The sequence below is a fragment of the Pseudogulbenkiania ferrooxidans 2002 genome (assembly GCF_000174355.1).
GTDB lineage: Bacteria > Pseudomonadota > Gammaproteobacteria > Burkholderiales > Chromobacteriaceae > Pseudogulbenkiania > Pseudogulbenkiania ferrooxidans.
Genome location: NZ_ACIS01000008.1, coordinates 240,829 through 263,629, shown reverse-complemented (window position 1 = coordinate 263,629; position 22,801 = coordinate 240,829). Strand labels below are relative to the sequence as shown.

Here is a 22,801-nt window from a genome sequence, read left to right as displayed (position 1 = left end):
TCACTCTCCCATCAGCGCCATGGCGTACTCGGCGCCGGCCTCCGGCGGCAGTCCGGGCAGGGGTTCCAGTGGCAGCAAGCGGATGGTCGTCCCGTCCGTCTGCGGCCACGCCGACTCGGGCACCTCGGCCGCGAAGGCGAAGATGTCGTGTGGTGCCTCCCCCGTCTCGAGGCGCAGCAACATGCGCTGCAGCAACTCGGGAAGCACGGTGGCGGCGTCGGTGGGCGGCAGGGGCTCGAACACCAGCCCGCCCCACTGGCCATCGTGGAAACAGGCCAGCCCGATGCGCCCCGGCTCGGTCAGCAGGAAGCAGCCGCTGTCGCTGACCATGCGGCGGCGCCAGTGATTGAAGGCGGCCATCAGGTAGGGCTGCACCGAGTCCAGCTTCACCCCGCTCTCCTGCGCCACCTGATGCAGGGCCAGCAGCAGCTCCGGGTCGATGGCGCTGGCGATCAGCGGCGTGCCGAAGCCGCCGCCGCTCCAGCGGCACTCCCAGCGCTCCGCCTCGTCGCCGTAGACCTGGCGGAAACAATGGTGCACCATCGCCCGCCACTCTTCGTCCGAGCTCAGCTGGTCGTTCCAGGGAATCAGCAGATAACGCACAAAGTGGTTGGAGATCACCAGCGTCGCCGTCGCCTTCTGCCACTCCGGCGCCTTCAGCGCCTCGCGCAACACCGCGACCGCCGCTTGCCAGCCCGACGCGGCCTCCGCCTCCGGACAAGGCACGATGCACTTGTCGAGCAGGTGCGGACGCAGTCCATGGGAAAACCGCATCAGGATCACCCGGTCCGGACACAGCGCCATCTTGACCCGGTCATTCAACGAAAGTAACACGGTTGATTTCCTGTAAAGTGGTTTCCCCGCGCTTCACCAGCTCGACCGCGGCCTGACGCAGAAAGCGCGTGCCGTTGCGGCGCGCCACCTCCTTGATGTGCCGTATCGGCTCGCGTGCCACGATCAGCTCGCGGATCTCGTCGGTCAGGCGCAGCATCTCGCCGATCGCCTTGCGGCCCTTGTAGCCGGAGCCGCGGCAGTGGCCGCAACCGCGGCCGCGGCGGAACTCGATCGTCGCCGCCAACTCGGGCGACAGGCCGGAAACCGCCACCAGCTGGGCGTCGGGTTGATCCGCCTGGGAACAGTACGGGCAGTTCAGCCGTACCAGGCGCTGGGCGAAGATGCAGTTCAGCGCCGAGACAAAACTGTAGGGATCGACCCCCATATGGACGAAGCGCCCGATCACGTCGAACACGTTGTTGGCGTGCACCGTGGTGAACACCAGGTGGCCGGTCAGCGCCGCCTGTACCGCGATCTGCGCCGTCTCGGTATCGCGGATTTCGCCCACCAGTATCTTGTCCGGGTCGTGCCGCAGGATGGAACGCAGGCCACGGGCAAATGTCAGCCCCTTCTTCTCGTTGACCTGGATCTGCAGCACCCCGGACAGCTGGTACTCGACCGGGTCCTCGATGGTGACGATCTTGTCGTGCCCGGTGTTGATTTCGGTCACCGCCGCGTACAGCGTGGTGGTCTTGCCGCTCCCGGTCGGTCCGGTCACCAGCACCATGCCGTAGGGGTCCTGGATGTAGCGGCGGACTTCCTCGATGGACGCGGCGTCGAAGCCCAGGTTGTCGAGCCGCAGCCCTTGCAGTTGGGTGGTCAGAGCGCGCCGGTCCAGGATGCGCAGCACGGCGTCCTCGCCGAAGATGCTGGGCATGATCGAGACGCGGAAATCCACTTCGCGTCCCTGGATGGCGATCTTGAAGCGGCCGTCTTGCGGCACGCGCCGCTCGGCGATATCGAGATCGGACATCACCTTGACGCGCGACACCACCTGCTCGGCCAGATCGATGCCGTTCAGGCTGCCGACGGCGTCCAGCACGCCGTCGATGCGGTACTTCATCACCAGCCCCGCGCCGTCGCTCTCGAGGTGGATATCGCTGGCCCCCACCTTCAGGGCGTCGTAGATGATGGAGTGCACCAGCTTGACCACCTGGCTGGTGTCTTCACTGATCGACTTGTAGGAAATGTCCTCCACCAGGGAGGTCGCGGCGGCCTGGTCGGCTCCGCCGGCCAGCAACACGTCCACCGCCCGCCACGACGCCTCCTGGCGCGTCAGGAAGGCGCTCAGATCGGTCCGATGCACCAGACACCAGCGCGCCGGACGAGCGACGACGTGGTCGGCCCAGGCCTGCAGATCGGCGTTGAGCGGATCGGCGAACAGCACCAGCAACTCGTCCTCGCCGTCGCGACACGCCAGGCACTCGTGACGCACCGCCTCGGCGTAGGGAATGACGTCGAACGCCGGCTGCAGGGCATCGAGATCGGCCATGGCCAGGGCCGGATAATGGAAGGTCTCGGCCAGACTCAGCACGAAGTGTTCATGGGTCAGGCCGGAGTGCTCTTCCAGCACGTCCAGCGCGGAACGCTCGCGACGGCGCGCCTCCTCGCGGGCCTGCTGCAGCTGTTCGGGCGTGAAGCGGGCCGGCGCCTCCGGCATGGGGGACAGATCGCTGCTCATTGGATACTCCCGGCCAGCTCGAATATCGGCAGGTACATCAGGATGACGACTCCGCCGATCACCAGCCCGATAAAGGCCATCAGCGCCGGCTCGAACAGGCGCGTGAAGCGTTCCACCGCCTGAGCCATTTCCTCTTCGTAGAAACTGGCGATGCGCTCCATCATGCCGCCCATCTGACCGGTGCGTTCGCCCACCCGCAGCATGCGCAGCGCAACCGAGGTGGTCAGGCCGTTGCTGCTCATGGCGAGGGAAATCGAGCGTCCCTCGCGGATGTCGCGGGCGGCCTGCAGCAACTGTTCGCGCAGCGAGGCCTGCAGCAGGCCGGACACCATCCCCAGCGCCTGCACCACCGGCGTCCCGCCGGTCAGCAGCATGCCCAGCATGCGGTAGAAGCGGGCCAACTGGTAAATCCGCATGCGCTGGCCGACGGCGGGAATCTTCCACAGCGTCGTGCCGATCCAGCGCTTCACCCCCGCCAGCGAGAACAGGTACACGCTCCCCCCCAGCACGGCGAGCAGCGCCAGCAACAGGGTGATGGCATGGGCTTCGATCAGTTGCCCCCAGGCCAGCAGCAAGCGGGAGAACAGCGGCAGTTCGGTACCCATCGCCTCGTAGACGTGAGCGAAGCGCGGCACCACATAGGACAGCAGGAACACCAGCACCAGGCAGCCGACGGTGACCAGCAAGCCGGGGTAGATGGACGCGTTGATCATTTTCTTGCGCACCAGGTCGGCCTGCGTCTGGTACGCCACGTAACGACCCAGCGCGTCTTCCAGATCGCCGGTCTTTTCACTGGCTCGCACCGTAGCCAGATAGAGCGGCGGAAAGATGTCGGGGAACTGCTGCAACGCCACCGACAAGGTCTGGCCTTCGTACAGGCGCTGGATCAGACGCTCCAGCACCCGGCGTGACTCCGGCCGCGGCTCCTTCTCGTTGAGTGCTTCGATCGCCTCGACCAGCGCCAGCCCGGCCTCCAGCAGCGACAGCAGTTCCTGGGTAAACAGCAATAGCTGGAAGCGGCTATGTTTCAGCGTCGGCAGGGCGAGAGACGACGACTTCTGCTTGATCGCCAGCACCGTGTAGCCCTGGCTCTTGACCTGGTTGACGGCCTCGCCGTCGTTGAGGGCTTCCAGCGCCAGTAAGGTCACCTCGCCACTGTTCTTGACCGCTTTTATCTCGAAGCGCATGAGCTGTCGTCCTACCAGTTGCCGATGTCAGCATCCTCGCCGCTGCCACCGGCTTGCCCATCCTTGCCGTAGCTGAACAGATCGTATTCACCGTGCTCACCCGGCTTGCGGTACTGATAGGCGGTGCCCCACGGATCCAGCGGAACCCCCTTCTTCAAGTACGGCCCCTCCCATTTGGGCTCGTCGGAGGGCCGGGTATAGAGCGCATTCAGGCCCTGTTCAGAAGAGGGATAATGGCCCGTGTCGAGGCGGTATTGGTCCAGGGCCTTCTCCAGCGCATCGATCTGCGCACGCGCCGTCTTGACCTCCGCCTTGCCCACCTGGGCGAAGTAACGCGGGGCGACATAGCCCGCCAGCAGGCCGATGATCACCATCACCACCAGCAGCTCCAGCAAGGTAAAGCCTCGCTCCAGGCGGTGTTTCATGACACAGGACACCCGCTCTGCCTCCACGCCCTCGCTCCTTCCAGCCGTCTTGGAGCCTGGGGCATCTTTCAGCGCCCCTCGCTGCTGACACTCCAAGTTTTCACAATTTATTACTACACTAACGACAGAAACCACATTGATCTCGTTATAGGTGCCCCCCTCACTTTTTTCTATAGATGAATTGTGATTTAAATCATTTTTAAAGAAATGACGTTGGATAGCCCTTACTCATTTGACAGAAAGTGCCGTGCCCCTGCCGCCACCCGATTCAGCCGTGCGCCGCCTCCGCCAGGGGCGACAATAACCGGCCCGGGAACGCAACCGGGGACGAATGCCGGCCCGGAAGGCGACACAAGGGTAAAAAAAACGGACCCCATGGGGTCCGTTTAAGCGGCTGACAAAGTACCTTGTTCAGATTCTGCCGGACCCGGCAAAGCCGGGCCGCTCCTGATCAGTTATTCAATCCGCCGCCTTCCTGTTTACACGACAAACCCCTTCCGCTTCGCAAAAGAGGTTTGTCGCCAATACAAGAACGGACCCCGTGGGGTCCGTTCTTCGGTCAACCTCGCAACAGTCTTACAGACCGAACGGGTGACGCATCACGATGGTCTCTTCGCGGTCCGGGCCGGTGGAGATGATATCGACCGGCGCCTCGCAGATTTCGGCGATGCGGGTCAGGTAGGCACGCGCGTTTTCCGGCAGGTCATCCCACTTCTTCACGCCGAAGGTGGAGTCGCTCCAGCCCGGCATGGTTTCGTAGATCGGCTCGCACTTGGCCACGGCTTCCGAGCCGAACGGCAAGATGTCCACTTCCTTGCCGTCGATCTTGTAGCCCACGCACAGCAGGATCTCTTCCAGGCCGTCCATCACGTCGAGCTTGGTCACGCACAGGCCGGACACGCCGTTGATCTGGATCGAGCGCTTCAGCGCGGCGGCATCGAACCAGCCGCAGCGACGCGGACGGCCGGTCACCGAGCCGAACTCGTTGCCGCGCTTGGCCAGGAAGGCGCCGATGTCGTTTTCCTGCTCGGTCGGGAACGGGCCGGAACCGACGCGGGTGGTGTAGCCCTTGACGATGCCCAGCACGTAGTTGAGCATCTGCGGCGCCACGCCGGCACCCGGAGCGGCCGCACCGGCCACGCAGTTGGACGAGGTCACGAACGGGTAGGTGCCGTGGTCGATGTCGAGCAACGTGCCCTGGGCACCCTCGAACAGCAGCGGCACGTCGGCCTTGTTCAGCTCGTACAGCGTGCGCGACACGTCGGCCACCATCGGCTTGATGCGCTCGGCCAGCTGCATGGTGGTTTCCAGCGTGGACGTGAAGTCCACCGGCTCGGACTTGAAGTACTGGGTCAGCTGGAAGTTGTAGTAGTCGAGGTTTTCCTTCAGCTTGGCGGCGAAGAGCTCGGCATCGAACAGGTCGATCACGCGCAGCGCGCGGCGCGCCACCTTGTCTTCGTAGGCCGGGCCGATGCCGCGACCGGTGGTGCCGATCTTGCCGGCGCCCTTGGCCGCTTCACGCGCCTGGTCCAGTGCCACGTGGTACGGCATGATCAGCGTGCAGTTCTCGGCGATCTTCAGGCGCGAAGCCACGTCGATGCCGGCGCTTTCCAGCTCGTCGATCTCCTTCAGCAGCGCCTCCGGCGACAGCACCACGCCGTTGCCGATGAAGCAGTCCACGCCTTCGCGCAGGATGCCGGACGGGATCAGGCGCAGCACGGTCTTCTTGCCACCCACCACCAGGGTGTGGCCGGCGTTGTGACCACCTTGGAAACGCACCACGCCACGGGCGTGATCGGTCAACCAGTCAACGATCTTGCCCTTGCCTTCGTCACCCCACTGGGTACCGATCACGACAACGTTCTTGGACATTGGAAAGAACCTCTTCTCTGTCAAACACTAAAACTCAGTTAAACGGAACCACCTGCCAGCCATCGGCGGCCAAGACCAGCTCGCGGTCGCAATCCAGCGCCACGGCCGATTCCCCCAGGTAATCGATGATGACCCGCTCGCCGCCGGCACGCAGCGCGGCCACGGCGTCACGCGCGGCGGCCAGGTCGCGTGCCTGCACGCGGATGCCCTGCGCGGCGTCGCGCTCGGGCAGGATGCGCACCAGATCGCGCAGGTCGAGACTGAAGCCAGTTGCCGGGCGAGCCCGGCCGAACTTACGGCCGACGTTGTCGTAACGTCCACCGCGCGCCAGCGCCTCGGACCAGCCGGGAGCGTAGGCGGCAAACATCAGGCCGGTATGGTAGAAATCGCCGCGCAGCTCGGCCAGATCGAAGCTCAGCTCCACCTGCCCGTCCAGCGCGTTGGCGATCGCGGTGAGCTGCATCAGCCCCAGCTCCACCTCCGGCAGCGACGGCAGCCGGGTGCGGGCCTTGTCGAGCACCTGGCGCGGGCCATACAGCTCCGGCAAGGCGAGGAAGGCGCTCTTGTACGGCTCGGCGACCTCGGCCACCAATTCGCGCACCGTGGCGATGTCCTTGGACTGCAAGGCACCGAACAGCTCGCGCGTTTCTTCGGCTGCGAGGCCTGCCGCCGCGGCCAGGCCGCGGAAGATGGCGATGTGACCGACGTCCAGGCGCAGCTTGTCGACCCCGACCTGACGCAGCGTGGCCAGCATCAGCTCGATGATCTCGAGGTCGGCCTCGATGCCGGCGTAGCCGTACAGCTCGGCCCCGACCTGCAAGGGCTCGCGCGAACTCATCAGGCCGCTCGGGCGGGCGTGCACCACGCTGCCGGCATAGCACAGCCGGGTCACGCCGGTGCGGTTGGACAGCAGATGGGCATCGATACGCGCCACCTGCGGGGTAATGTCGGCGCGCAGGCCGAGCTGGCGGCCGGACAGATGATCGTCCAGCTTGAAGGTCTTGATATCCAGCGCGCTGTCGCCTTCCGACACCAGGGCATCGGCGTATTCGATCAGCGGTGGCAACACCAGCTCGTAGCCGGCCGTGCGGAACAGCTCCAGCATGGCAGCCTTGGCCGATTCGACCTGGCGAGCGGTGGCGGGCAGGATATCTGCAATATGTTCGGGGAGCAGCCAGTTGCGCATAAGTACTCAGTACAGAATAAAAGGCGGGGGTGGTTGCCCCGCCTTGCCGTCAGCAAACCGGCCGAAAACGTCTCGGCCGGTCACGATTATCGTCAGATTGTTATTTGGCCTTGCCGGCCACCTGCGGGCTCTTCAGGTAACGGAAGAACTCGCTGGACGGATCCAGCACCAGCACGTCGCTCTTGTTCCTGAACGACTCCTTGTAGGAGTCCATGCTGCGCCAGAAGGCGTAGAACTCGGGGTTCTTGCCGTAGGCTTCGGCGTAGATCGCCGCCGCCTTGGCATCCCCCTCGCCCTTGACCTGCTGCGCCTTGTTATAGGCTTCCGCCAGGGTCACCTCGCGCTTGCGGTCGGCTTCGGCACGGATGCGCTCGGCCTCGGCGGCGCCCTCGCTACGCAGCTGGCTCGCCACGGTGCGGCGCTCGGACTGCATGCGGTCGTAGACCGAACTGCTGATTTTATCCGGAAAATCGACGCGCTTTAAGCGCACATCGAGAATTTCTACCCCGATTTTACGCGCATCCGCGTCGGCACGCTTGCGAACAACCTCCATGACTTGATCGCGCTGCCCGGAAATGACGTCCGCAACGGTCTTCTGGCCGAATTCGGCGCGCAGGCCGTCGTTGATGGTCTGTCGCAGACGCGCCACGGCCGCCGCCTCGTTGCCGCCGACGCTCTTGTAGAACTGCTCGACGTTGATCACGCGCCACTTCACGAAACTGTCGACCAGCACGTTCTTCTTCTCGCGCGTGTTGAACAGTTCCGGCGTCTCGGCGTCGATGGTCTGCACCCGACGGTCGAAATAGCGCACATCCTGCATCAGCGGCACCTTGAAGTGGATGCCCGGCTGCGTAACGATCTTCACCACTTCGCCAAACTGGAACAGCAGGGCGAACTGGCGCTGGTCAACGGTAAACAGCGACAGGCTGGCCAGCAACAGCAGGCCGCCGATCGCCACGACTACAGATACCATTCTTTCCATGGCTTAGCGCTCCGCTCCGAACATGTCACGTCCCCGGGTCACATCCCGTCCTTCCCGCGGCGGAGTGGCCGCAGCGGACGGTGCGCTCGGTTCGGCACGGGAAGGCGCCGGCGCCGCGGGGGCCGGGCTGGCCGGAGCGGCCGCGGCACCGTTGCCCGGTCCGGTCGACTGGATCAGCTTGTCGAGCGGCAGGTAGAGCAGGTTGCTGCCCCCCTTCTGGTCCACCAGCACCTTGCTGCTGCTGGTCATGATCTGCTGCATCATGTCGAAGTAGAGCCGGTCGCGCATGACCTTGGGCGCCTTGTTGTACTCGGACAACACCTGCTTGAAGCGGGCGGCATCGCCCTCGGCGCGCGCCACGACGCGCTGCTTGTAGGCTTCGGCCTCCTCGGTGAGACGAGCGGCCAGGCCCTCGGCCTTGGGCACCACGTCGTTGGCGTAGGCCAGCCCCTCGTTGCGCAGCTTGTCCTTGTCCTGGCCCGCCTTGACCGCGTCCTCGAACGCCGCCTGCACCTCACCCGGCGGCTGCACGTCGTTGATGTTCACCTTGGCGATGTGCACGCCCAGGGCGTAGCGGTCGACCACGCTCTGGATCAGTCGCTGCGTTTCCGCCGCGATCTGGGCGCGCCCCTCGTTGAGCACGAAGTCGACCTTGTTGCGGCCGACAATCTCGCGGATCGCGGTCTCGGCGGCCTGCTTGACGATGTCCTTGGCGTCGCGATCGCCTGTGGCATTGTTGAACAGGAACGCCCTGGCGTCGCGCACGTCGTACTGTACCGAGAGCTGCACATCGATGATGTTCTGGTCCTCGGTCAGCATCAGCGACTCTTCCGGCACCCGGTTCTTGGCGCTGTTGCGATAGCCCACCTCGATGCTGCGCACCTCGGTCAGATTGACGATCTCCACCTTCTCGAACGGGTACGGCAGGTGCCACTGCAGACCCGCTTCAGCGGTGTGGTGATAACGCCCCAGCCGCAGCACCACGCCCTCCTCGCGCGCATCCACCACGTAAAAGCCGCTGGCCAGCCACAGCGCCACCACCACGCCCAGCGCGGCGCCGACGCCCCCCTTGAACGCGGCGCGCGGCTCCGGGGCCTTGCCGGACGGCTTGGCACCCAGCAGGCGGGCCAGTTTCTGGTTGAGTTTACGGAACAGTTCGTCAAGGTCCGGCGGTCCGTCGTTCGGACGCCGTCCCCACTTGGGATCATGCTGCGACATTATTGTTTCTATCTTCGCTAGGGTGAGGGGGGGCAAGCAGCTGCACCCGTTCAGCAAGAGCCTCGCGCAGGAGTTCCAGGCCGTCCCCGGTCAGCGCCGAAACCCGCACCGCCTGCGGCACGCCGTCGGCGTCGCGCTCGATGAGCGGCTCCAGTCCTCGCAGATCGCCCTTGTTCCAGACGATCAGCTGCGGAATCTCGTCGGCGCCGATTTCCTCCAGCACGCGGTTAACCTCTTCGATCTGCATGTCGCGCATCGGGTTGGCCGAATCGACCACGTGCAGCAACAGATCGGCCTGCACGGTTTCTTCCAGCGTGGCGCGGAACGCTGCCACCAGCGTATGCGGCAGATCGCGGATGAAGCCCACCGTGTCGGACACCACGATCGAGGCCTGCTCGTTCAGGTACAGCTTGCGGCTGGTGGTGTCCAGCGTGGCGAACAGCTGGTCGGCGGCGTAGCTCTTGGCCTTGGTCAGCGCGTTGAACAGCGTCGACTTGCCAGCGTTGGTATAGCCCACGATCGACACCGAGGCGATGCCGTTGCGAAGGCGCCCGCGGCGCTGCGTCTTGCGCTGCTTCTGCACCTGCTCCAGCCGTGTTTTAAGCAGCTTCACGCGGTTGCCGAGCAAGCGGCGGTCGGTTTCCAGCTGGGTTTCACCCGGACCGCGCAGGCCGATACCGCCCTTCTGCCGCTCCAGGTGGGTCCAGCCGCGCACCAGTCGTGTCGCCAGATGCGACAATTGCGCCAGTTCGACCTGCAGTTTGCCCTCATGGCTGCGCGCGCGCTGGGCGAAGATGTCCAGAATCAGACTGGAGCGGTCGATCACCCGGCATTGCAGCACGCGCTCGATGTTGCGCTCCTGACCGGGCGAGAGCTGATGGTTGAAGATCACCACGTTGGCCGAAGTCGCGCGCACCAGCGCCGCGATTTCCTCGACCTTGCCCTTGCCTGCAAAGAGGGCCGCATCGGGACGCTGGCGCTTGCCATGGATCAGACCCATGACTTCGACGCCAGCACTCTTGACGAGATCGACGCACTCATCAACGTTTTCCTGGAAATCGGGGTCACCGAAATCCAGGCACACGATGATGGCCTGATCACCTAAATCGGGACGGTCAAACACCTGAGATAACCGGACTCACAAAAAGAAAGGCTGGAAGGCCCCCGTTCATGGGGAACCCGGCCAACCTTTCGGGGTTTGCGTAAGCAATCAAGCGTCTTGCTGCTCGGACTTCTGAGTAGCAGGCTGCTCGTGCGGAATGGATACCGGGCGGGCCGGCACGACGGTGGAGATGGCATGCTTGTAAACCATCTGGGTTACCGTGTTTTTCAAGAGGACCACATACTGGTCAAAAGACTCGACCTGGCCTTGCAGTTTGATACCGTTAACCAGATAAATGGACACCGGCACATGTTCCTTGCGCAGGGTGTTCAGGAACGGGTCTTGTAACATTTGCCCTTTAGAGCTCATTCGTTTTCTCCGAATCGATGATTGTTGTATTGAAAATCTTGTATCAGCCCGACCACTAGAACCAGCTATCTTTCTAGCAGAAAAGCGGCGGGCGTACTACGAACCAGTTTCAACAGACAGGCGAGCCGCGGCGGTGTGAACACCGCCGCAGCCCGGAAACTATTCGGCACCTCTCAGGCCGGAGATTCCCGGCCACTCTGCGGCCAACACCGCGACAACCCGGTCCGATACGGCCAAGGACGCGCCTCAAGGCTTGTTGCGCAGCTTGCCCTTCTTGCCCAGCGTCACCAGCTTGCCGGGCTTGCCGCCCTTGCTTTCCTTCTCGCTGTCGAACGGGTTTTCCGCCGACTTGAACTGCACCCGCAACGGTGTTCCTTGCAATTTGAACACTTTGCGGAAGGTATGTTCCAGGTAACGGGTGTAACTATCCGGCACCTTGGCCAACGCGTTGCCATGGATCACGATAATCGGCGGATTCATGCCGCCTTGGTGAGCATAACGCATTTTCGGCCGTACCTGCCCGACCCGCGGCGGTGCCTGGCGCTCAACCGCCACCTCCAGCACCCGAGTCAGCTTGGGCGTTGCCAGCTTGACCATGGCGGCGCGGTAGGCTTCGTCGATCGACTTGAATAGGTCGGCGATGCCGCGCCCCTCGATGGCCGAGATGAAATGGAACTTGGCAAAGTCGAGGAAACCCAGCTTGCGCGCGATCTCGTGCTTGACCAGTTCCTTCTGCTCGGTATCGATGTTGTCCCACTTGTTGACCGCCACCACCAGCGCCCGCCCCGCCTCCAGCGCAAAGCCGGCGATGGTGGCATCCTGCTCCGAGATATCGAGTTGGGCATCCAGCACCAGAACGGCCACATTGGCATCCTCGATGGCCTTCATGGTCTTGATCACCGAAAACTTCTCGATGGTCTCATTGACCTTGCCGCGGCGGCGCACCCCGGCCGTATCGATGATGGTATAGGTGTGGTCGTCGCGCTCGAAATCGATGTAGATGCTGTCGCGCGTGGTCCCAGCCTGGTCGAACGCGATCACCCGCTCTTCGCCCAAGATGGCGTTCACCAGCGTCGACTTGCCGACGTTGGGGCGGCCGATCACGGCGAACTTGGGATGGCGCACCTCCTTCTCGTCGGTGGCGGCCGGGAACGGCTCGAGCACCATCTCCATCAGCTCGCGCACGCCGTCGCCGTGTGCAGCCGAGATCGCCAAGGGCTCGCCCAGCGCCAGCTCGTGGAACTCGGCCCCGGCGATCGACTGGCTGATGCCCTCGGCCTTGTTGACCACCAGGAATACCGGGCGATCGTTCTGGCGCAGGCGATTGGCAATGATCTTGTCCTGCGGCGTGATGCCGGTGCGGCCGTCGACCAGAAACACGATGGCATCGGCCTCGTCGACCGCCTGCAGGGTCTGGCGGGCCATTTCGAACAGGATGCCTTCGTCCACGACCGGCTCGAAGCCACCGGTGTCGACCACTAGATAAGGCTTGTCGCCGACGCGGCCATGACCGTAATGACGATCACGGGTCAGACCCGGCTGATCCGCCACCAGGGCATCCCGGCTGCGGGTCAGGCGGTTGAAGAGGGTCGATTTGCCGACGTTGGGTCGGCCGACCAGGGCTACAGTTGGTTTCATCAAGAGACTGCTTTATTCCAGTGACAGCATGGCCAGGCGACCGTTACGGCCTAATACCAGCGCCGTATCGCCCAGCGATACCGGTTGTCCGGTCAGACGTTCGGTCCCGACCTTGGTGCGACCCACAATGCGGCCGCTGTCAGCGGCGACCAGATGGGCATATCCTTCGCCATCCGTCACCAGCACGTAGCGGCCCAGCATGGCCGGACCCGACACGTTGCGATACTTCAGATCATCCAGCTTCCAGATGTTGCGGCCGGTACTGCGGTCGAACGCCCACAGACTGCCATCGTCGCCGGTGACATACACATTGCGCGCATCGACCGCCAGCCCGTGGCTAGACGACACGTCACGCGCCCACAGCAGGTTGCCGCCGCGCGCCTCGAAGCAGGCCACCCGCCCCTGGAACGCCACGGCGCACACCTGGCCGGCGTCGAATACCGGGCGTGACACCACGTCGGTGACGCGTTCCAGTTCGGTGGCCCCGCGCGGACTGGCCACGCTGGCCTCCCACAGCACGTTGCCGTTCTTCGGGCTCAATACCACCAGACGGCCACCGGCCTGGCCGGCCAGGATGGCCTCGTCCCCGGCACGCTGCAGCGAGCCATTGTTTTCCACCGTCAGCTGCGGCAAGACACGGGACACCGACCACAGCTGCTTGCCGTCGGCCAAAGCGAAGCCGGTTACCCGGCCGTCGTTGGTGCGCACCGTGACCACCTCGCTGCCGGCCTGCGGCGCTTCCAGTGCCAGGCTGGTCAGCGTCTGCTCCCAGCGGACCGCGCCGCTGGAACGATCGACCGCCAGCAAGCGGCCATCGGTGGTCGTCACCAGCACCAGCGTGTCGGTCACGCCGGGGCCAGCACTCAGCTCGCGCTTGAGAGCCAATTCGCTGACCTTGCGCCCGCTCAGGGCGTCGAATACCTCGATGTGGCCACGGGCCTCGGCCACCACCACGTTGCCGTTCTGGTAGACCGGCAGGAAACCGCCATGGGCAACATCGCCGACCGAGTCGGACCATTTGAGCTTGAGCGGCTGCTCCACGCGCACCGCCTGCAATGGCGTCGGCTCGACACGTGTGGAGCTGGTAAACCAGCTGGCGCAGCCAGACAGCACGCTGGCGGAAATCAGGGCAGAAACCAGTACACGACAGCGCATCGCTCAGCCTCCCAGGGCATCAAGTTTGGTCTGAATATACTGGCGGTTGGGCGAATCCCCCGCCAGCTTGGCCAAGGCCGAGCGGTACTGGTCACGCGCGGCTTTGCTGTCGCCCTTGGCGGCGTAAACATCGCCTTTCAGGTCGAGAAACAGGGCATCGTAGGCACTGACATGCTCCTGGTTCAGCTCGGCAATGGCGGCGTCGTAGCGCTTTTCATCGAGCAGCACCGCCGCCAGACGCAGGCGAGCTACCGCCTGCAAGGCAGGCTCCTTGGCATGCTCCGCGGCCCAAGTCAGCTGCGACTTGGCCAAGGCCAGATCCTGCTTGTCGAAGGCGGTCTTGGCCGCCAGCAAGGCGGCACGGCTGGCGTAGGCGGTGCGCCCGTAATCGCTCTGCAACACTGCCATCGAGCTCTTCATCTTGGCCAGGTCGCCCGCCTGCGCCGCGCCCGCCACCTCGTCGTAGACGGCCGAGGCCTTCTCGGCCTGCGACTGCTGGTAGTAGGTCCAGCCCTTGGTACCCAGGTAGCCCAGCGCCGCCGCCAACACCGCCGCCGAGATCCACTTGCCCCACTGCGCCCAGAAGGCCTTCAGCTCGTCGATCTGTTCTTGTTCTTGCAAGTCGAACGCCATCGCGTTCCCCCTTATGTTTTCAAGCCTTGATTCGGGTGATGGTTTCGGCCACCGCCGCCAGCGCGACGGTTTCCTGAGCGGCCTCGAGGCGCAACGGCTTGACCACCGCCGTGGCGTTGGCCACTTCGTTTTCACCGACGATCACGGCAAACTGCGCGCCACAGCCGTCGGCCTTTTTCATTTGCGACTTGAAACTGCCTTCGCCGCAGTGCTGAATCACCGACAGGCCGGCGGCACGCAGGCTGGCCGCCAGCTGCATGGCGTACAGCGGCGCGCCAGCACCCTGCTGCACCAGGTAGACGTCCACCCCGCGCGATGCCGGCAGGCGGTTTTTTTCCTGCAACAGCAGCATCACCCGCTCCAGGCCCATGCCGAAGCCGATGCCGGGAGCCGGCTTGCCGCCGAGTTGCTCGACCAGGCCGTCGTAACGACCACCGGCACACACCGTACCCTGCGCCCCCAGCTCGGTGGTCACCCATTCGAACACCGACTGGTTGTAGTAGTCGAGCCCGCGCACCAGCCGCGGATTCTCCACGTAGCGTATGCCGAGGCCGTCGATCATCGCCTTCCAGCCCTCGTAATGGGCACGCGACTCATCGCCCAGATAGTCGGTTAGACGCGGCGCGGCGTTGCAGATCTCCTGCAATGCCGGGTTCTTGGTATCCAGCACGCGCAGCGGATTGCTGTAGAGGCGGCGCTTGCCGTCCTCGTCCAGCATGTCGTGATGGCGCTCGAGATAGGCGATCAGCGCCTCGCGATGCGCCGCACGCTCATCCTTGTTGCCCAGGGTGTTGAGCTGCAATTCCACGCTGTCGGCCAGGCCCAGGCGCTTCCACAGGTCGGCCGTCATCAGGATGATTTCGGCGTCGATATCCGGCCCGGCAAAGCCCAGCGCCTCGATGCCGATCTGGTGGAACTGACGATAGCGCCCCTTCTGCGGACGCTCGTGACGGAACATCGGGCCCATGTACCACAGACGCTGCGTGGCGTTGTACAGCAGGTTGTGCTCGACCACGGCACGCAGGGTGCCGGCGGTGCCTTCCGGGCGCAGCGTCAGGCTGTCACCGTTCAGGCTGTCGGTGAAGGAATACATTTCCTTCTCGACGATATCGGTCACTTCGCCGATGGAACGCACGAACAGCCGGGTTTCCTCGACGATCGGCGTGCGGATGTTCTGGTAGCCGTAATCGGCCAGCCAGCCGCGCAGGATGTTCTCGAAATACTCCCACTGGTGCGAATCGGCCGGCAGCACGTCGTTCATGCCGCGAATGGCCTGGATCTTTTGCGTCATTGCTCGCTTCTTCTCAGTCTTTATTCGGTTCAGCCGACCGTCTTGATCGGTATCGTGCGCACAACGGAGTCGCGCCGCTTGGCGCCCCCTTCCCCGTAGCGGGAGCGCACGTAATCGTCGACCAGCGCCTTGAAATCGGCGGCGATGGTATCGCCCTTCAGGGTCACGTTCTTCTCGCCGTCGACATAGACCGGCGCCACCGGCACTTCGCCGGTGCCCGGCAGGGAAATGCCAATGTCGGCCAACTTGCTCTCGCCCGGGCCGTTCACCACGCAGCCCATCACGGCCACTTTCATGTCTTCGACGCCCGGGTATTGCAGGCGCCATACCGGCATCTGCTCGCGCAGATAGCCCTGGATGCTGTCAGCCAGCTCCTGGAAAAAGGTGCTGGAAGTGCGGCCGCAGCCGGGGCAGGCCGTCACCAGCGGGGTAAACGAACGCAGCCCCATGGTCTGCAGGATTTCCTGCGCCACCACCACTTCCCGGTTGCGCGACTCGCCCGGCGCCGGGGTCAGCGAGATGCGGATGGTGTCGCCAATGCCTTCCTGCAGCAGCACCGACAGCGCCGCGGTCGAGGCGACGATGCCCTTCGAGCCCATGCCGGCCTCGGTCAGCCCCAGGTGCAGCGGAAAATCGCAGCGCCGGCCAAGATCGCGGTACACCGAAATCAGGTCCTGCACATGACTGACCTTGCACGACAGGATGATCTTGTCAGCCGGCAGCCCCAGTTCCATCGCCTTGCCCGCGCTCTCCAGCGCCGACACGATCAGCGCCTCGCGCATTACCGCGTCCGGTGCCAGCGGCTCGGCACGGCGGCTGTTCTCGTCCATCAACCGTACCGCCAAGGTCTGGTCCAAACTGCCCCAGTTGACGCCGATACGCACCGGCTTGTCGTACTCGATGGCGGCACGGATCATGTAGGCGAACTTGTCGTCGCCCTTGGCGCCCTTGCCGACGTTGCCAGGGTTGATGCGGTACTTCGCCAGGGCACGCGCGCAATCGGGATAGTCGCGCAGCAGACGCTCGCCGTTGAAGTGGAAGTCGCCCACCAGCGGCACGTTGCAGCCCATGTCGTCGAGGCGTTGACGCACCTCGGCGACCGCCGCTGCTGCCTCGGGGGAGTTCACCGTGATGCGCACCAGTTCCGAGCCGGCTTCGGCCAACTCGAATACCTGCTGGGCGGTCGCAGCCGCATCGGCGGTATCGGTATTGGTCATCGACTGCACCACCACCGGCGCCTCGGAGCCGACAATAACATGCCCCACTCGTACCTGACGGGTGGGGCGTCGCGCGATCAGCACGCTATCCATGTGACAGATTACCTACTTGAGTTCTAGTCTGGCGGTGGTACCGCGAATCTTGCCGGTCATCACCACCGGTTGGCCGTTGAAGGACACCTCGACCTGTGTGGCGTTGCCGACCGTGAGCTTGAACGGGGACTGGCCGACCACTTCCTTGGCGGCTCCGGCCTTGAGCGTCTCAAACACCAGTTTCTTGCCGCTGCCATCGATCACCGACACCCAGGCATCCTGCTTGGCGATCAGCTTGACCGTGCCGCCCCCTGCCGTGGGCGGCGCGGAGACGGGAGCGGATGCCGGCGCAGCCGCCACGGCGGGAGCCGGCTTAGCAGCTGGGGCGGGAACGGGTGCGGGTTCGGGAGCCGTCACCGCAGCCGATGCGCCCTTGACAGGCTCGGCCTCGACCGGGGCCGAAGCCGTCGACTGCTCGGTCAGCATCGGGGCCAGGTCCTGTTTGGCTTCGTCCTTGGCCGGCTCGGACCCGGGGCGGGCAAACCAGAAGGCGCCGGCGGCCAAGACGACCACCAGCACCAGCAGGATCGCCCGCTTTCCCAGCAGTCCGGACGTTTCCTCCGGTTCGCTGACCACGGAAGCCGCCTCGACCTCCTTGGAGAGATTCGCCACTTCCTTGACGGAAGAGGGGAACCGTTCCTCCAGCCGAGCCATCAAGGGTACGGCATCCAGGCCCAGAAACCGGGCGTAATTACGCACGAAGCCACGAACGAAGGCGGCACCAGGCAACGCCTCGAAACGATCGGCCTCAATCGCCTCCAGTTGCTTGAGCGACAGCTTGAGCCGGTCCGCCACCTCACCCAGGCTAAGACCGGCGGCCTCACGGGCCGCCTTGAGCGCTGCCCCGACGCTATCGCGGTCTGGCGGCAGGGTACTATTCTGTTCGGTTTGAGATTCCATCAAAGACCACTCAACAACTCTTGCGTTTCTTTCGAATCGGGATATCGGCTCTTGAGCCTTGCGGCATAGAGATCGGCCTTGCCCTGCTCATTGGTCTTGCGGGCGATTTTCACCCCCAACAGCAACACGTCGGCCGGCATCTCGCCAACGTTGTCGGCCAGGCGATCGAAATAGAACGCGGCCAGTTTGGCGTTACCTTGACCAAAGTGCAGCGCCGCCAGTTCCTTGAGCGCGGGCGGATAATTAGGAGAAACGCGCAGGGCCGACAACAGATAGTCGTTGGCCTGGGCTTTCTGCCCCAGCAAGGCACTGCACCGCCCCAGGTTCAGGTAGGCGGTCTGCGGGGTGTCGTACAGCGGATTGGCCAGGGCCTTGGCAAAATAGCCCATGCCGTCCTGAGCACGCCCGTGGTCGCACAGGAATTCGCCGTAATTGTTATTGGCTTCCGGATTAGCGGGCTCCATCGCCAAGGCCTTCTGGTAATTCTGCTCGGCGTCGCCATCCACCTTCAGCAAGGTCAGCACATAGGCCTTGGCTAGGTAAGCCGGCACGTAGCGCTGATCGGCGGCGATGGCCTGATCGGCGGACAGCAGCGCCGCCTTGTAATTACCGACCCGGGAATACTCCACGGCCAGTTGGGTGCGGATCTGAGCCAGTTCGTTGGTCGGTGCGGCAGCAAAATACAGTCATGCCAAAAGCCATCAAGCATCCAGCAAGCCACATTTGCCCTTTCTTCATGCCGCACCATCCTCCTCGATTCGGATCCACTTTGTCTTGCGTCGCGTCTTGTCCTGCACCTGCCCCGCCAGCTGGCCGCAAGCGGCGTCGATATCGTCGCCGCGCGTCTTGCGCACCGTCACCACATACCCCGCCTCTTGCAGTATCTCCCGGAAGCGATGAATGGCGTTGTTGCTGGAACGCTCGTAACCCGAGTTCGGGAACGGATTAAACGGGATCAGGTTGAACTTGCACGGCACATCTTTCACCAGCTCAATCAACTGGCGAGCATGTTCAGGTCTATCGTTGACATCGTCAAGCATCACGTACTCGAACGTCACGAAGTCCCGCGGGGCCTTTTCCAGGTAGCGCTGGCAGGCTGCCATGAGTTCGCGCAGCGGGTATTTCTTGTTGATGGGCACAATCACATCGCGAATGGCATCGTTCGGTGCATGCAGACTGACGGCCAGCGCCACCGGGCAGGCTTCGCGCAGACGGTCCATCTGCGGCACCATGCCAGAGGTCGACACCGTGACGCGGCGACGGCTCAAACCGTAGCCGTGGTCGTCCAGCATGATCTGCAGAGCCGACACCACGTTGTCGAAGTTGGCCAGCGGCTCGCCCATACCCATCATGACCACGTTGGAGATGACGCGTTCATTCTTCGGCGTCACTCCCATCGCCTTGTTGGCCCACCACAGCTGGCCGATGATCTCGGCGGTCGACAGGTTACGGTTGAAACCCTGGCGACCGGTGGAGCAGAAGGTGCATTCGAGGGCGCACCCCACCTGGGATGATATGCACAAGGTGCCGCGATCATCCTCGGGGATGAACACGGTTTCGACACCGTTGCCGGTGCCGACGTCGAGCAGCCACTTGCGGGTACCATCACTGGAAGCCTGTTCGACCATCAGGTCGGGCACGCGCACCTCGGCCGACTCGTGCAGCTTGCAACGCAAGCTCTTGGCAATGTCGGTCATGGCGTCGAAATCGGCCTCGCCCATCTGGTGCATCCAGCGCATCACCTGCTTGGCGCGGAACGGCTTTTCGCCCATCGCGGCAAAGTGATCGGTCAACTGGGCCAGATTGAAGTCGAGCAGGTTGGTTTTCATGCAATCCTCATTGACAGGGCAGCCGCCATGGCGGCCACCCCGGTACAGCGATACGGCTAATTAACGCGAGCAAACTTCGGAAGCGGCGAAGAAGTAGGCCACTTCGATAGCAGCGTTTTCAACGCTGTCGGAACCGTGTACGGCGTTGGCATCGATCGACTCGGCGAAATCGGCGCGGATGGTGCCGGCGTCGGCTTTCTTCGGATCGGTCGCGCCCATCAGTTCGCGGTTCTTCAGGACGGCATTCTCGCCTTCCAGCGCCTGGATCATGACCGGGCCGGAGATCATGAAGCTCACCAGGTCGTTGAAGAAAGGACGCTCTTTGTGCACAGCGTAGAAGCCTTCGGCTTCGGCGCGCGACAGTTGCTTCATTTTGGCGGCGACAACTTTCAGGCCGGCCGACTCGAAACGATCGTAGATCTTGCCGATAACGTTTTTCGCTACGGCGTCCGGTTTGATGATGGACAGAGTGCGTTCAATTGCCATAAAAAATCTCCCTAATTCCAAGACAAATGGCTAAACTAGTTTGCAGCCTAGCCATTCGGGCTACCCAATTCTGAGGAACCCGGTACTTTACCAGCCTTTTCAAGCCTTTGCTGCACAAAATTTAAGCACAATGAGCCCAGACACCCAGACACCCCCTCCGCCCAATGGCGGCGATGAAAAAGACATCAGTCGAAAACTGAAGAAGCGCTTGCTCATCGCCGGCGGCTTGGTGGTGCTGGCGCTGGCCGCCATCCCGGTTCTGGACCATTTCGGCAAACGCGACGAAGTCGCCATGACGGCCACCGAACCGCAAGGCAGTTCGGGCAAGATCGCCAATGTCGCGTCAGCCCCTGCGACAGAGCCTCCCGCCGCGATTGAAAGCAGCGCACCGGCCGCGATGGAAGCGAGCCAGCCCACGCCGCAAGCGGCCCCGGCCAGCCCGACTCCATCGGGCCATATCGCCCCGCCCGCTCCGGACACCAGCAAGACCCCGGGTGTCGCGGCCATCCATGCGAAAGTGCCGACCATTCCGCCCCAAGCCAAGGCACCGACCATCACTCCCGCCCCAACGGCGAAAACGGCCCCGGAGGCAAAAGAAGAGAGCAAGGAGGAGAGCAGCGTACCCCCCCAAGCCTTCAAGCCGCAGCCCCAGAACGAACCTCTCCCTGCTCCTGCACCCGTCAGCAAGGCCAGACCGGCAGGCTCCTCGCTGGGCTACAAGGTGCAGCTCGGCTTGTTCACCAGCCTTGGCAATGCGCAGAAACTGATCGAGACGCTCAAGGCAAACGGCATCGAAGCCCATACCGAGACGAAAGTACACGTCGGACCATTCCGCACCCGCGCCGAAGCCGAGGAAACCATGAGCAAGCTGCGCCAACTGGGCTATAGCCCCTTGCTAGCGCCGCTGACACAATAACCCCCGCCGCCAAGAATCACCGGGAAGACACGACCCGCGGCCGACAAACACCGCCCAGGCACCGCCGCGACAACACGCACAGCACGCCCCACGGCAGCGGGCTCAGGCGAGACAACCGGAAATAAAAAAAGCCTGGCATTGCCGCCAGGCTTTTTTCTATATGGTGCCGGTAAGAGGAGTCGAACCCCCGACCTTCGCATTACGAATGCGCTGCTCTACCAACTGAGCTATACCGGCCACCCAAACTTGGTAAAAAAGCCTTGACGTATGCTGCGCATCAAGGCTTTTTTGAATCTGGTCGGGGTGAGAGGATTCGAACCTCCGGCCTCTACGTCCCGAACGTAGCGCTCTACCAGGCTAAGCTACACCCCGATTTCTGAATAAAATTCAGAGGAAACACATTTTACAAAAATCATTTGATATCCGCAAGCGTTTTATCAAATTTGTGGTCGGGGTGAGAGGATTCGAACCTCCGGCCTCTACGTCCCGAACGTAGCGCTCTACCAGGCTAAGCTACACCCCGATTCCGAATTTTGGCAGGCTCCTCGCTGGGCTACAAGGTGCAGCTCGGCTTGTTCACCAGCCTTGGCAATGCGCAGAAACTGATCGAGACGCTCAAGGCAAACGGCATCGAAGCCCATACCGAGACGAAAGTACACGTCGGACCATTCCGCACCCGCGCCGAAGCCGAGGAAACCATGAGCAAGCTGCGCCAACTGGGCTATAGCCCCTTGCTAGCGCCGCTGACACAATAACCCCCGCCGCCAAGAATCACCGGGAAGACACGACCCGCGGCCGACAAACACCGCCCAGGCACCGCCGCGACAACACGCACAGCACGCCCCACGGCAGCGGGCTCAGGCGAGACAACCGGAAATAAAAAAAGCCTGGCATTGCCGCCAGGCTTTTTTCTATATGGTGCCGGTAAGAGGAGTCGAACCCCCGACCTTCGCATTACGAATGCGCTGCTCTACCAACTGAGCTATACCGGCAAACCAAACTTGGTAAAAAAGCCTTGACGTATGCTGCGCATCAAGGCTTTTTTGAATCTGGTCGGGGTGAGAGGATTCGAACCTCCGGCCTCTACGTCCCGAACGTAGCGCTCTACCAGGCTAAGCTACACCCCGATTCCGAATTTTTGCGACTCCAAGTTATTCACCGTCAGGCACCGCTTCTGCGATACAATGTTCGGCCTCAGAGGACGCGCATTATCGGGCAAATATGTGGTTTAAGCAACTATCTTTTTATCGTTTGAACGGGGATGCCATCCCCGAAGTGGCGCAACTGACTGATGCACTGGAGAAAAAACCGTTTCTTCACTGCAGCGGCCTGGACTGGTTCAGCGAGGGCTGGGTGACCGCTGCCGGCCACCAGGAGTCGCCGGTGTACAGCGCCCGCGGCTGCCAGCTGGTCGCCCTGAAGCGCGAAGACAAGGTTCTTCCGGCATCGGTAATCCGCGAGTTTGTCGACGCCAAGGTAGCGGAGATCGAGGACAAGGAACTGCGCAAGGTCGGCCGCAAGGAAAAGCTGGCCCTATCTGGTCGGGGTGAGAGGATTCGAACCTCCGGCCTCTACGTCCCGAACGTAGCGCTCTACCAGGCTAAGCTACACCCCGATTTCTGAATAAAATTCAGAGGAAACACATTTTACAAAAATCATTTGATATCCGCAAGCGTTTTATCAAATTTGTGGTCGGGGTGAGAGGATTCGAACCTCCGGCCTCTACGTCCCGAACGTAGCGCTCTACCAGGCTAAGCTACACCCCGATTCCGAATTTTTGCGACTCC

General features: G+C 63.1%; 21 protein-coding genes, 7 tRNA genes and 1 pseudogene. 3 read left to right on the top strand and 26 right to left on the bottom strand.

What is annotated here, in order from left to right:
• The 19 genes from FURADRAFT_RS15435 to ndk all read right to left on the bottom strand — a co-directional run bounded on the left by FURADRAFT_RS15435 (position 1) and on the right by ndk (position 20,098).
• Positions 1-834, bottom strand: a complete 834-nt coding sequence (locus FURADRAFT_RS15435; RefSeq protein WP_008955087.1) for a hypothetical protein — start codon at positions 832-834, stop codon at positions 1-3.
• Positions 815-2,515: a GspE/PulE family protein gene (locus tag FURADRAFT_RS15430; RefSeq protein ID WP_008955086.1), complete on the bottom strand. Its 1,701-nt coding sequence runs from the start codon at positions 2,513-2,515 to the stop codon at positions 815-817. The genes FURADRAFT_RS15435 and FURADRAFT_RS15430 overlap by 20 nt, the downstream gene beginning before the upstream one ends.
• Positions 2,512-3,702, bottom strand: coding sequence for a type II secretion system F family protein (locus FURADRAFT_RS15425; RefSeq protein ID WP_008955085.1), 1,191 nt, complete (start codon positions 3,700-3,702; stop codon positions 2,512-2,514). The genes FURADRAFT_RS15430 and FURADRAFT_RS15425 overlap by 4 nt, the downstream gene beginning before the upstream one ends.
• Positions 3,703-3,713: 11 nt before the next feature.
• Positions 3,714-4,127, bottom strand: coding sequence for a type II secretion system major pseudopilin GspG (gene gspG, locus FURADRAFT_RS15420; protein ID WP_173387084.1), 414 nt, complete (start codon positions 4,125-4,127; stop codon positions 3,714-3,716).
• Between the two features lie 576 nt (positions 4,128-4,703).
• The gene (locus tag FURADRAFT_RS15415; protein WP_008955083.1) at positions 4,704-5,999 is read right to left on the bottom strand and encodes an adenylosuccinate synthase; all 1,296 of its coding nucleotides are present in this window, start codon (positions 5,997-5,999) and stop codon (positions 4,704-4,706) included.
• 34 nt (positions 6,000-6,033) lie between these two features.
• Positions 6,034-7,185 (bottom strand): ATP phosphoribosyltransferase regulatory subunit, encoded by a 1,152-nt coding sequence (locus FURADRAFT_RS15410; RefSeq protein WP_008955082.1) that lies wholly within the window; start codon positions 7,183-7,185, stop codon positions 6,034-6,036.
• Between the two features lie 100 nt (positions 7,186-7,285).
• Positions 7,286-8,167: a protease modulator HflC gene (gene hflC / locus FURADRAFT_RS15405; RefSeq protein ID WP_008955081.1), complete on the bottom strand. Its 882-nt coding sequence runs from the start codon at positions 8,165-8,167 to the stop codon at positions 7,286-7,288.
• 3 nt (positions 8,168-8,170) lie between these two features.
• Positions 8,171-9,385, bottom strand: coding sequence for an FtsH protease activity modulator HflK (gene hflK / locus FURADRAFT_RS15400; protein ID WP_008955080.1), 1,215 nt, complete (start codon positions 9,383-9,385; stop codon positions 8,171-8,173).
• On the bottom strand, positions 9,372-10,508 hold the full coding sequence (gene hflX / locus FURADRAFT_RS15395) for a ribosome rescue GTPase HflX (protein ID WP_008955079.1): 1,137 nt from the start codon (positions 10,506-10,508) through the stop codon (positions 9,372-9,374). The genes hflK and hflX overlap by 14 nt, the downstream gene beginning before the upstream one ends.
• Before the next feature lie 87 nt (positions 10,509-10,595).
• Positions 10,596-10,856, bottom strand: a complete 261-nt coding sequence (gene hfq / locus FURADRAFT_RS15390) for an RNA chaperone Hfq (RefSeq protein ID WP_008955078.1) — start codon at positions 10,854-10,856, stop codon at positions 10,596-10,598.
• 246 nt (positions 10,857-11,102) lie between these two features.
• Positions 11,103-12,494 carry a ribosome biogenesis GTPase Der gene (gene der, locus FURADRAFT_RS15385; protein WP_008955077.1) on the bottom strand — a complete coding sequence of 464 codons (1,392 nt, stop codon included), beginning with the start codon at positions 12,492-12,494 and terminating at the stop codon, positions 11,103-11,105.
• 12 nt (positions 12,495-12,506) lie between these two features.
• Complete coding sequence (gene bamB / locus FURADRAFT_RS15380; RefSeq protein ID WP_008955076.1) at positions 12,507-13,649, bottom strand: outer membrane protein assembly factor BamB; 1,143 nt, start codon at positions 13,647-13,649, stop codon at positions 12,507-12,509.
• 3 nt (positions 13,650-13,652) lie between these two features.
• Positions 13,653-14,282, bottom strand: a complete 630-nt coding sequence (locus FURADRAFT_RS15375; RefSeq protein WP_008955075.1) for a YfgM family protein — start codon at positions 14,280-14,282, stop codon at positions 13,653-13,655.
• 19 nt (positions 14,283-14,301) lie between these two features.
• Positions 14,302-15,573, bottom strand: coding sequence for a histidine--tRNA ligase (gene hisS / locus FURADRAFT_RS15370; RefSeq protein WP_008955074.1), 1,272 nt, complete (start codon positions 15,571-15,573; stop codon positions 14,302-14,304).
• Positions 15,574-15,602: 29 nt separating this feature from the next.
• Complete coding sequence (gene ispG, locus FURADRAFT_RS15365) at positions 15,603-16,883, bottom strand: flavodoxin-dependent (E)-4-hydroxy-3-methylbut-2-enyl-diphosphate synthase (RefSeq protein WP_008955073.1); 1,281 nt, start codon at positions 16,881-16,883, stop codon at positions 15,603-15,605.
• Between the two features lie 12 nt (positions 16,884-16,895).
• Positions 16,896-17,783, bottom strand: coding sequence for a RodZ domain-containing protein (locus FURADRAFT_RS15360; RefSeq protein WP_008955072.1), 888 nt, complete (start codon positions 17,781-17,783; stop codon positions 16,896-16,898).
• Positions 17,783-18,412, bottom strand: coding sequence for a type IV pilus biogenesis/stability protein PilW (gene pilW, locus FURADRAFT_RS15355; RefSeq protein ID WP_008955071.1), 630 nt, complete (start codon positions 18,410-18,412; stop codon positions 17,783-17,785). Before pilW ends, FURADRAFT_RS15360 begins: the two co-directional genes overlap by 1 nt.
• 105 nt (positions 18,413-18,517) lie before the next feature.
• On the bottom strand, positions 18,518-19,612 hold the full coding sequence (gene rlmN / locus FURADRAFT_RS15350) for a 23S rRNA (adenine(2503)-C(2))-methyltransferase RlmN (RefSeq protein WP_008955070.1): 1,095 nt from the start codon (positions 19,610-19,612) through the stop codon (positions 18,518-18,520).
• 60 nt (positions 19,613-19,672) lie between these two features.
• Positions 19,673-20,098 carry a nucleoside-diphosphate kinase gene (gene ndk, locus FURADRAFT_RS15345; RefSeq protein ID WP_008955069.1) on the bottom strand — a complete coding sequence of 142 codons (426 nt, stop codon included), beginning with the start codon at positions 20,096-20,098 and terminating at the stop codon, positions 19,673-19,675.
• Between the two features lie 130 nt (positions 20,099-20,228).
• Between ndk and FURADRAFT_RS15340 the strand changes: the two genes are divergently transcribed.
• A complete protein-coding gene (locus tag FURADRAFT_RS15340; RefSeq protein WP_008955068.1) occupies positions 20,229-21,014 on the top strand; it encodes an SPOR domain-containing protein in 786 nt (261 codons plus the stop codon).
• 161 nt (positions 21,015-21,175) lie between these two features.
• Here the strand turns inward: FURADRAFT_RS15340 and FURADRAFT_RS15335 are convergent.
• From FURADRAFT_RS15335 to FURADRAFT_RS15325, 3 genes are all read right to left on the bottom strand, one after another.
• Positions 21,176-21,251: transfer RNA gene (locus FURADRAFT_RS15335), tRNA-Thr, on the bottom strand.
• Positions 21,252-21,309: 58 nt separating this feature from the next.
• Positions 21,310-21,386: transfer RNA gene (locus tag FURADRAFT_RS15330), tRNA-Pro, on the bottom strand.
• Positions 21,387-21,460: 74 nt separating this feature from the next.
• Positions 21,461-21,537 (bottom strand) — tRNA-Pro (locus tag FURADRAFT_RS15325).
• A 10-nt stretch (positions 21,538-21,547) separates the two neighbouring features.
• Here FURADRAFT_RS15325 and FURADRAFT_RS15320 point away from each other — a divergent pair.
• Positions 21,548-21,769: an SPOR domain-containing protein gene (locus FURADRAFT_RS15320; RefSeq protein ID WP_008955067.1), complete on the top strand. Its 222-nt coding sequence runs from the start codon at positions 21,548-21,550 to the stop codon at positions 21,767-21,769.
• Between the two features lie 161 nt (positions 21,770-21,930).
• Here FURADRAFT_RS15320 and FURADRAFT_RS15315 read toward each other — a convergent pair.
• Together FURADRAFT_RS15315 and FURADRAFT_RS15310 are read right to left on the bottom strand one after the other, a co-directional pair.
• Positions 21,931-22,006, bottom strand: a tRNA-Thr gene (locus FURADRAFT_RS15315).
• A 58-nt stretch (positions 22,007-22,064) separates the two neighbouring features.
• Positions 22,065-22,141 (bottom strand) — tRNA-Pro (locus tag FURADRAFT_RS15310).
• A gap of 94 nt (positions 22,142-22,235) precedes the next feature.
• Here FURADRAFT_RS15310 and rdgC point away from each other — a divergent pair.
• Positions 22,236-22,538 (top strand): annotated as a pseudogene (rdgC, locus tag FURADRAFT_RS20220) (recombination-associated protein RdgC); the annotation flags it as partial.
• 14 nt (positions 22,539-22,552) lie between these two features.
• On the opposite strand, the gene FURADRAFT_RS15305 reads toward rdgC, so the two are convergent.
• Positions 22,553-22,629 (bottom strand) — tRNA-Pro (locus FURADRAFT_RS15305).
• A gap of 74 nt (positions 22,630-22,703) precedes the next feature.
• Positions 22,704-22,780: transfer RNA gene (locus FURADRAFT_RS15300), tRNA-Pro, on the bottom strand.
• Positions 22,781-22,801: the final 21 nt, after the last annotated feature.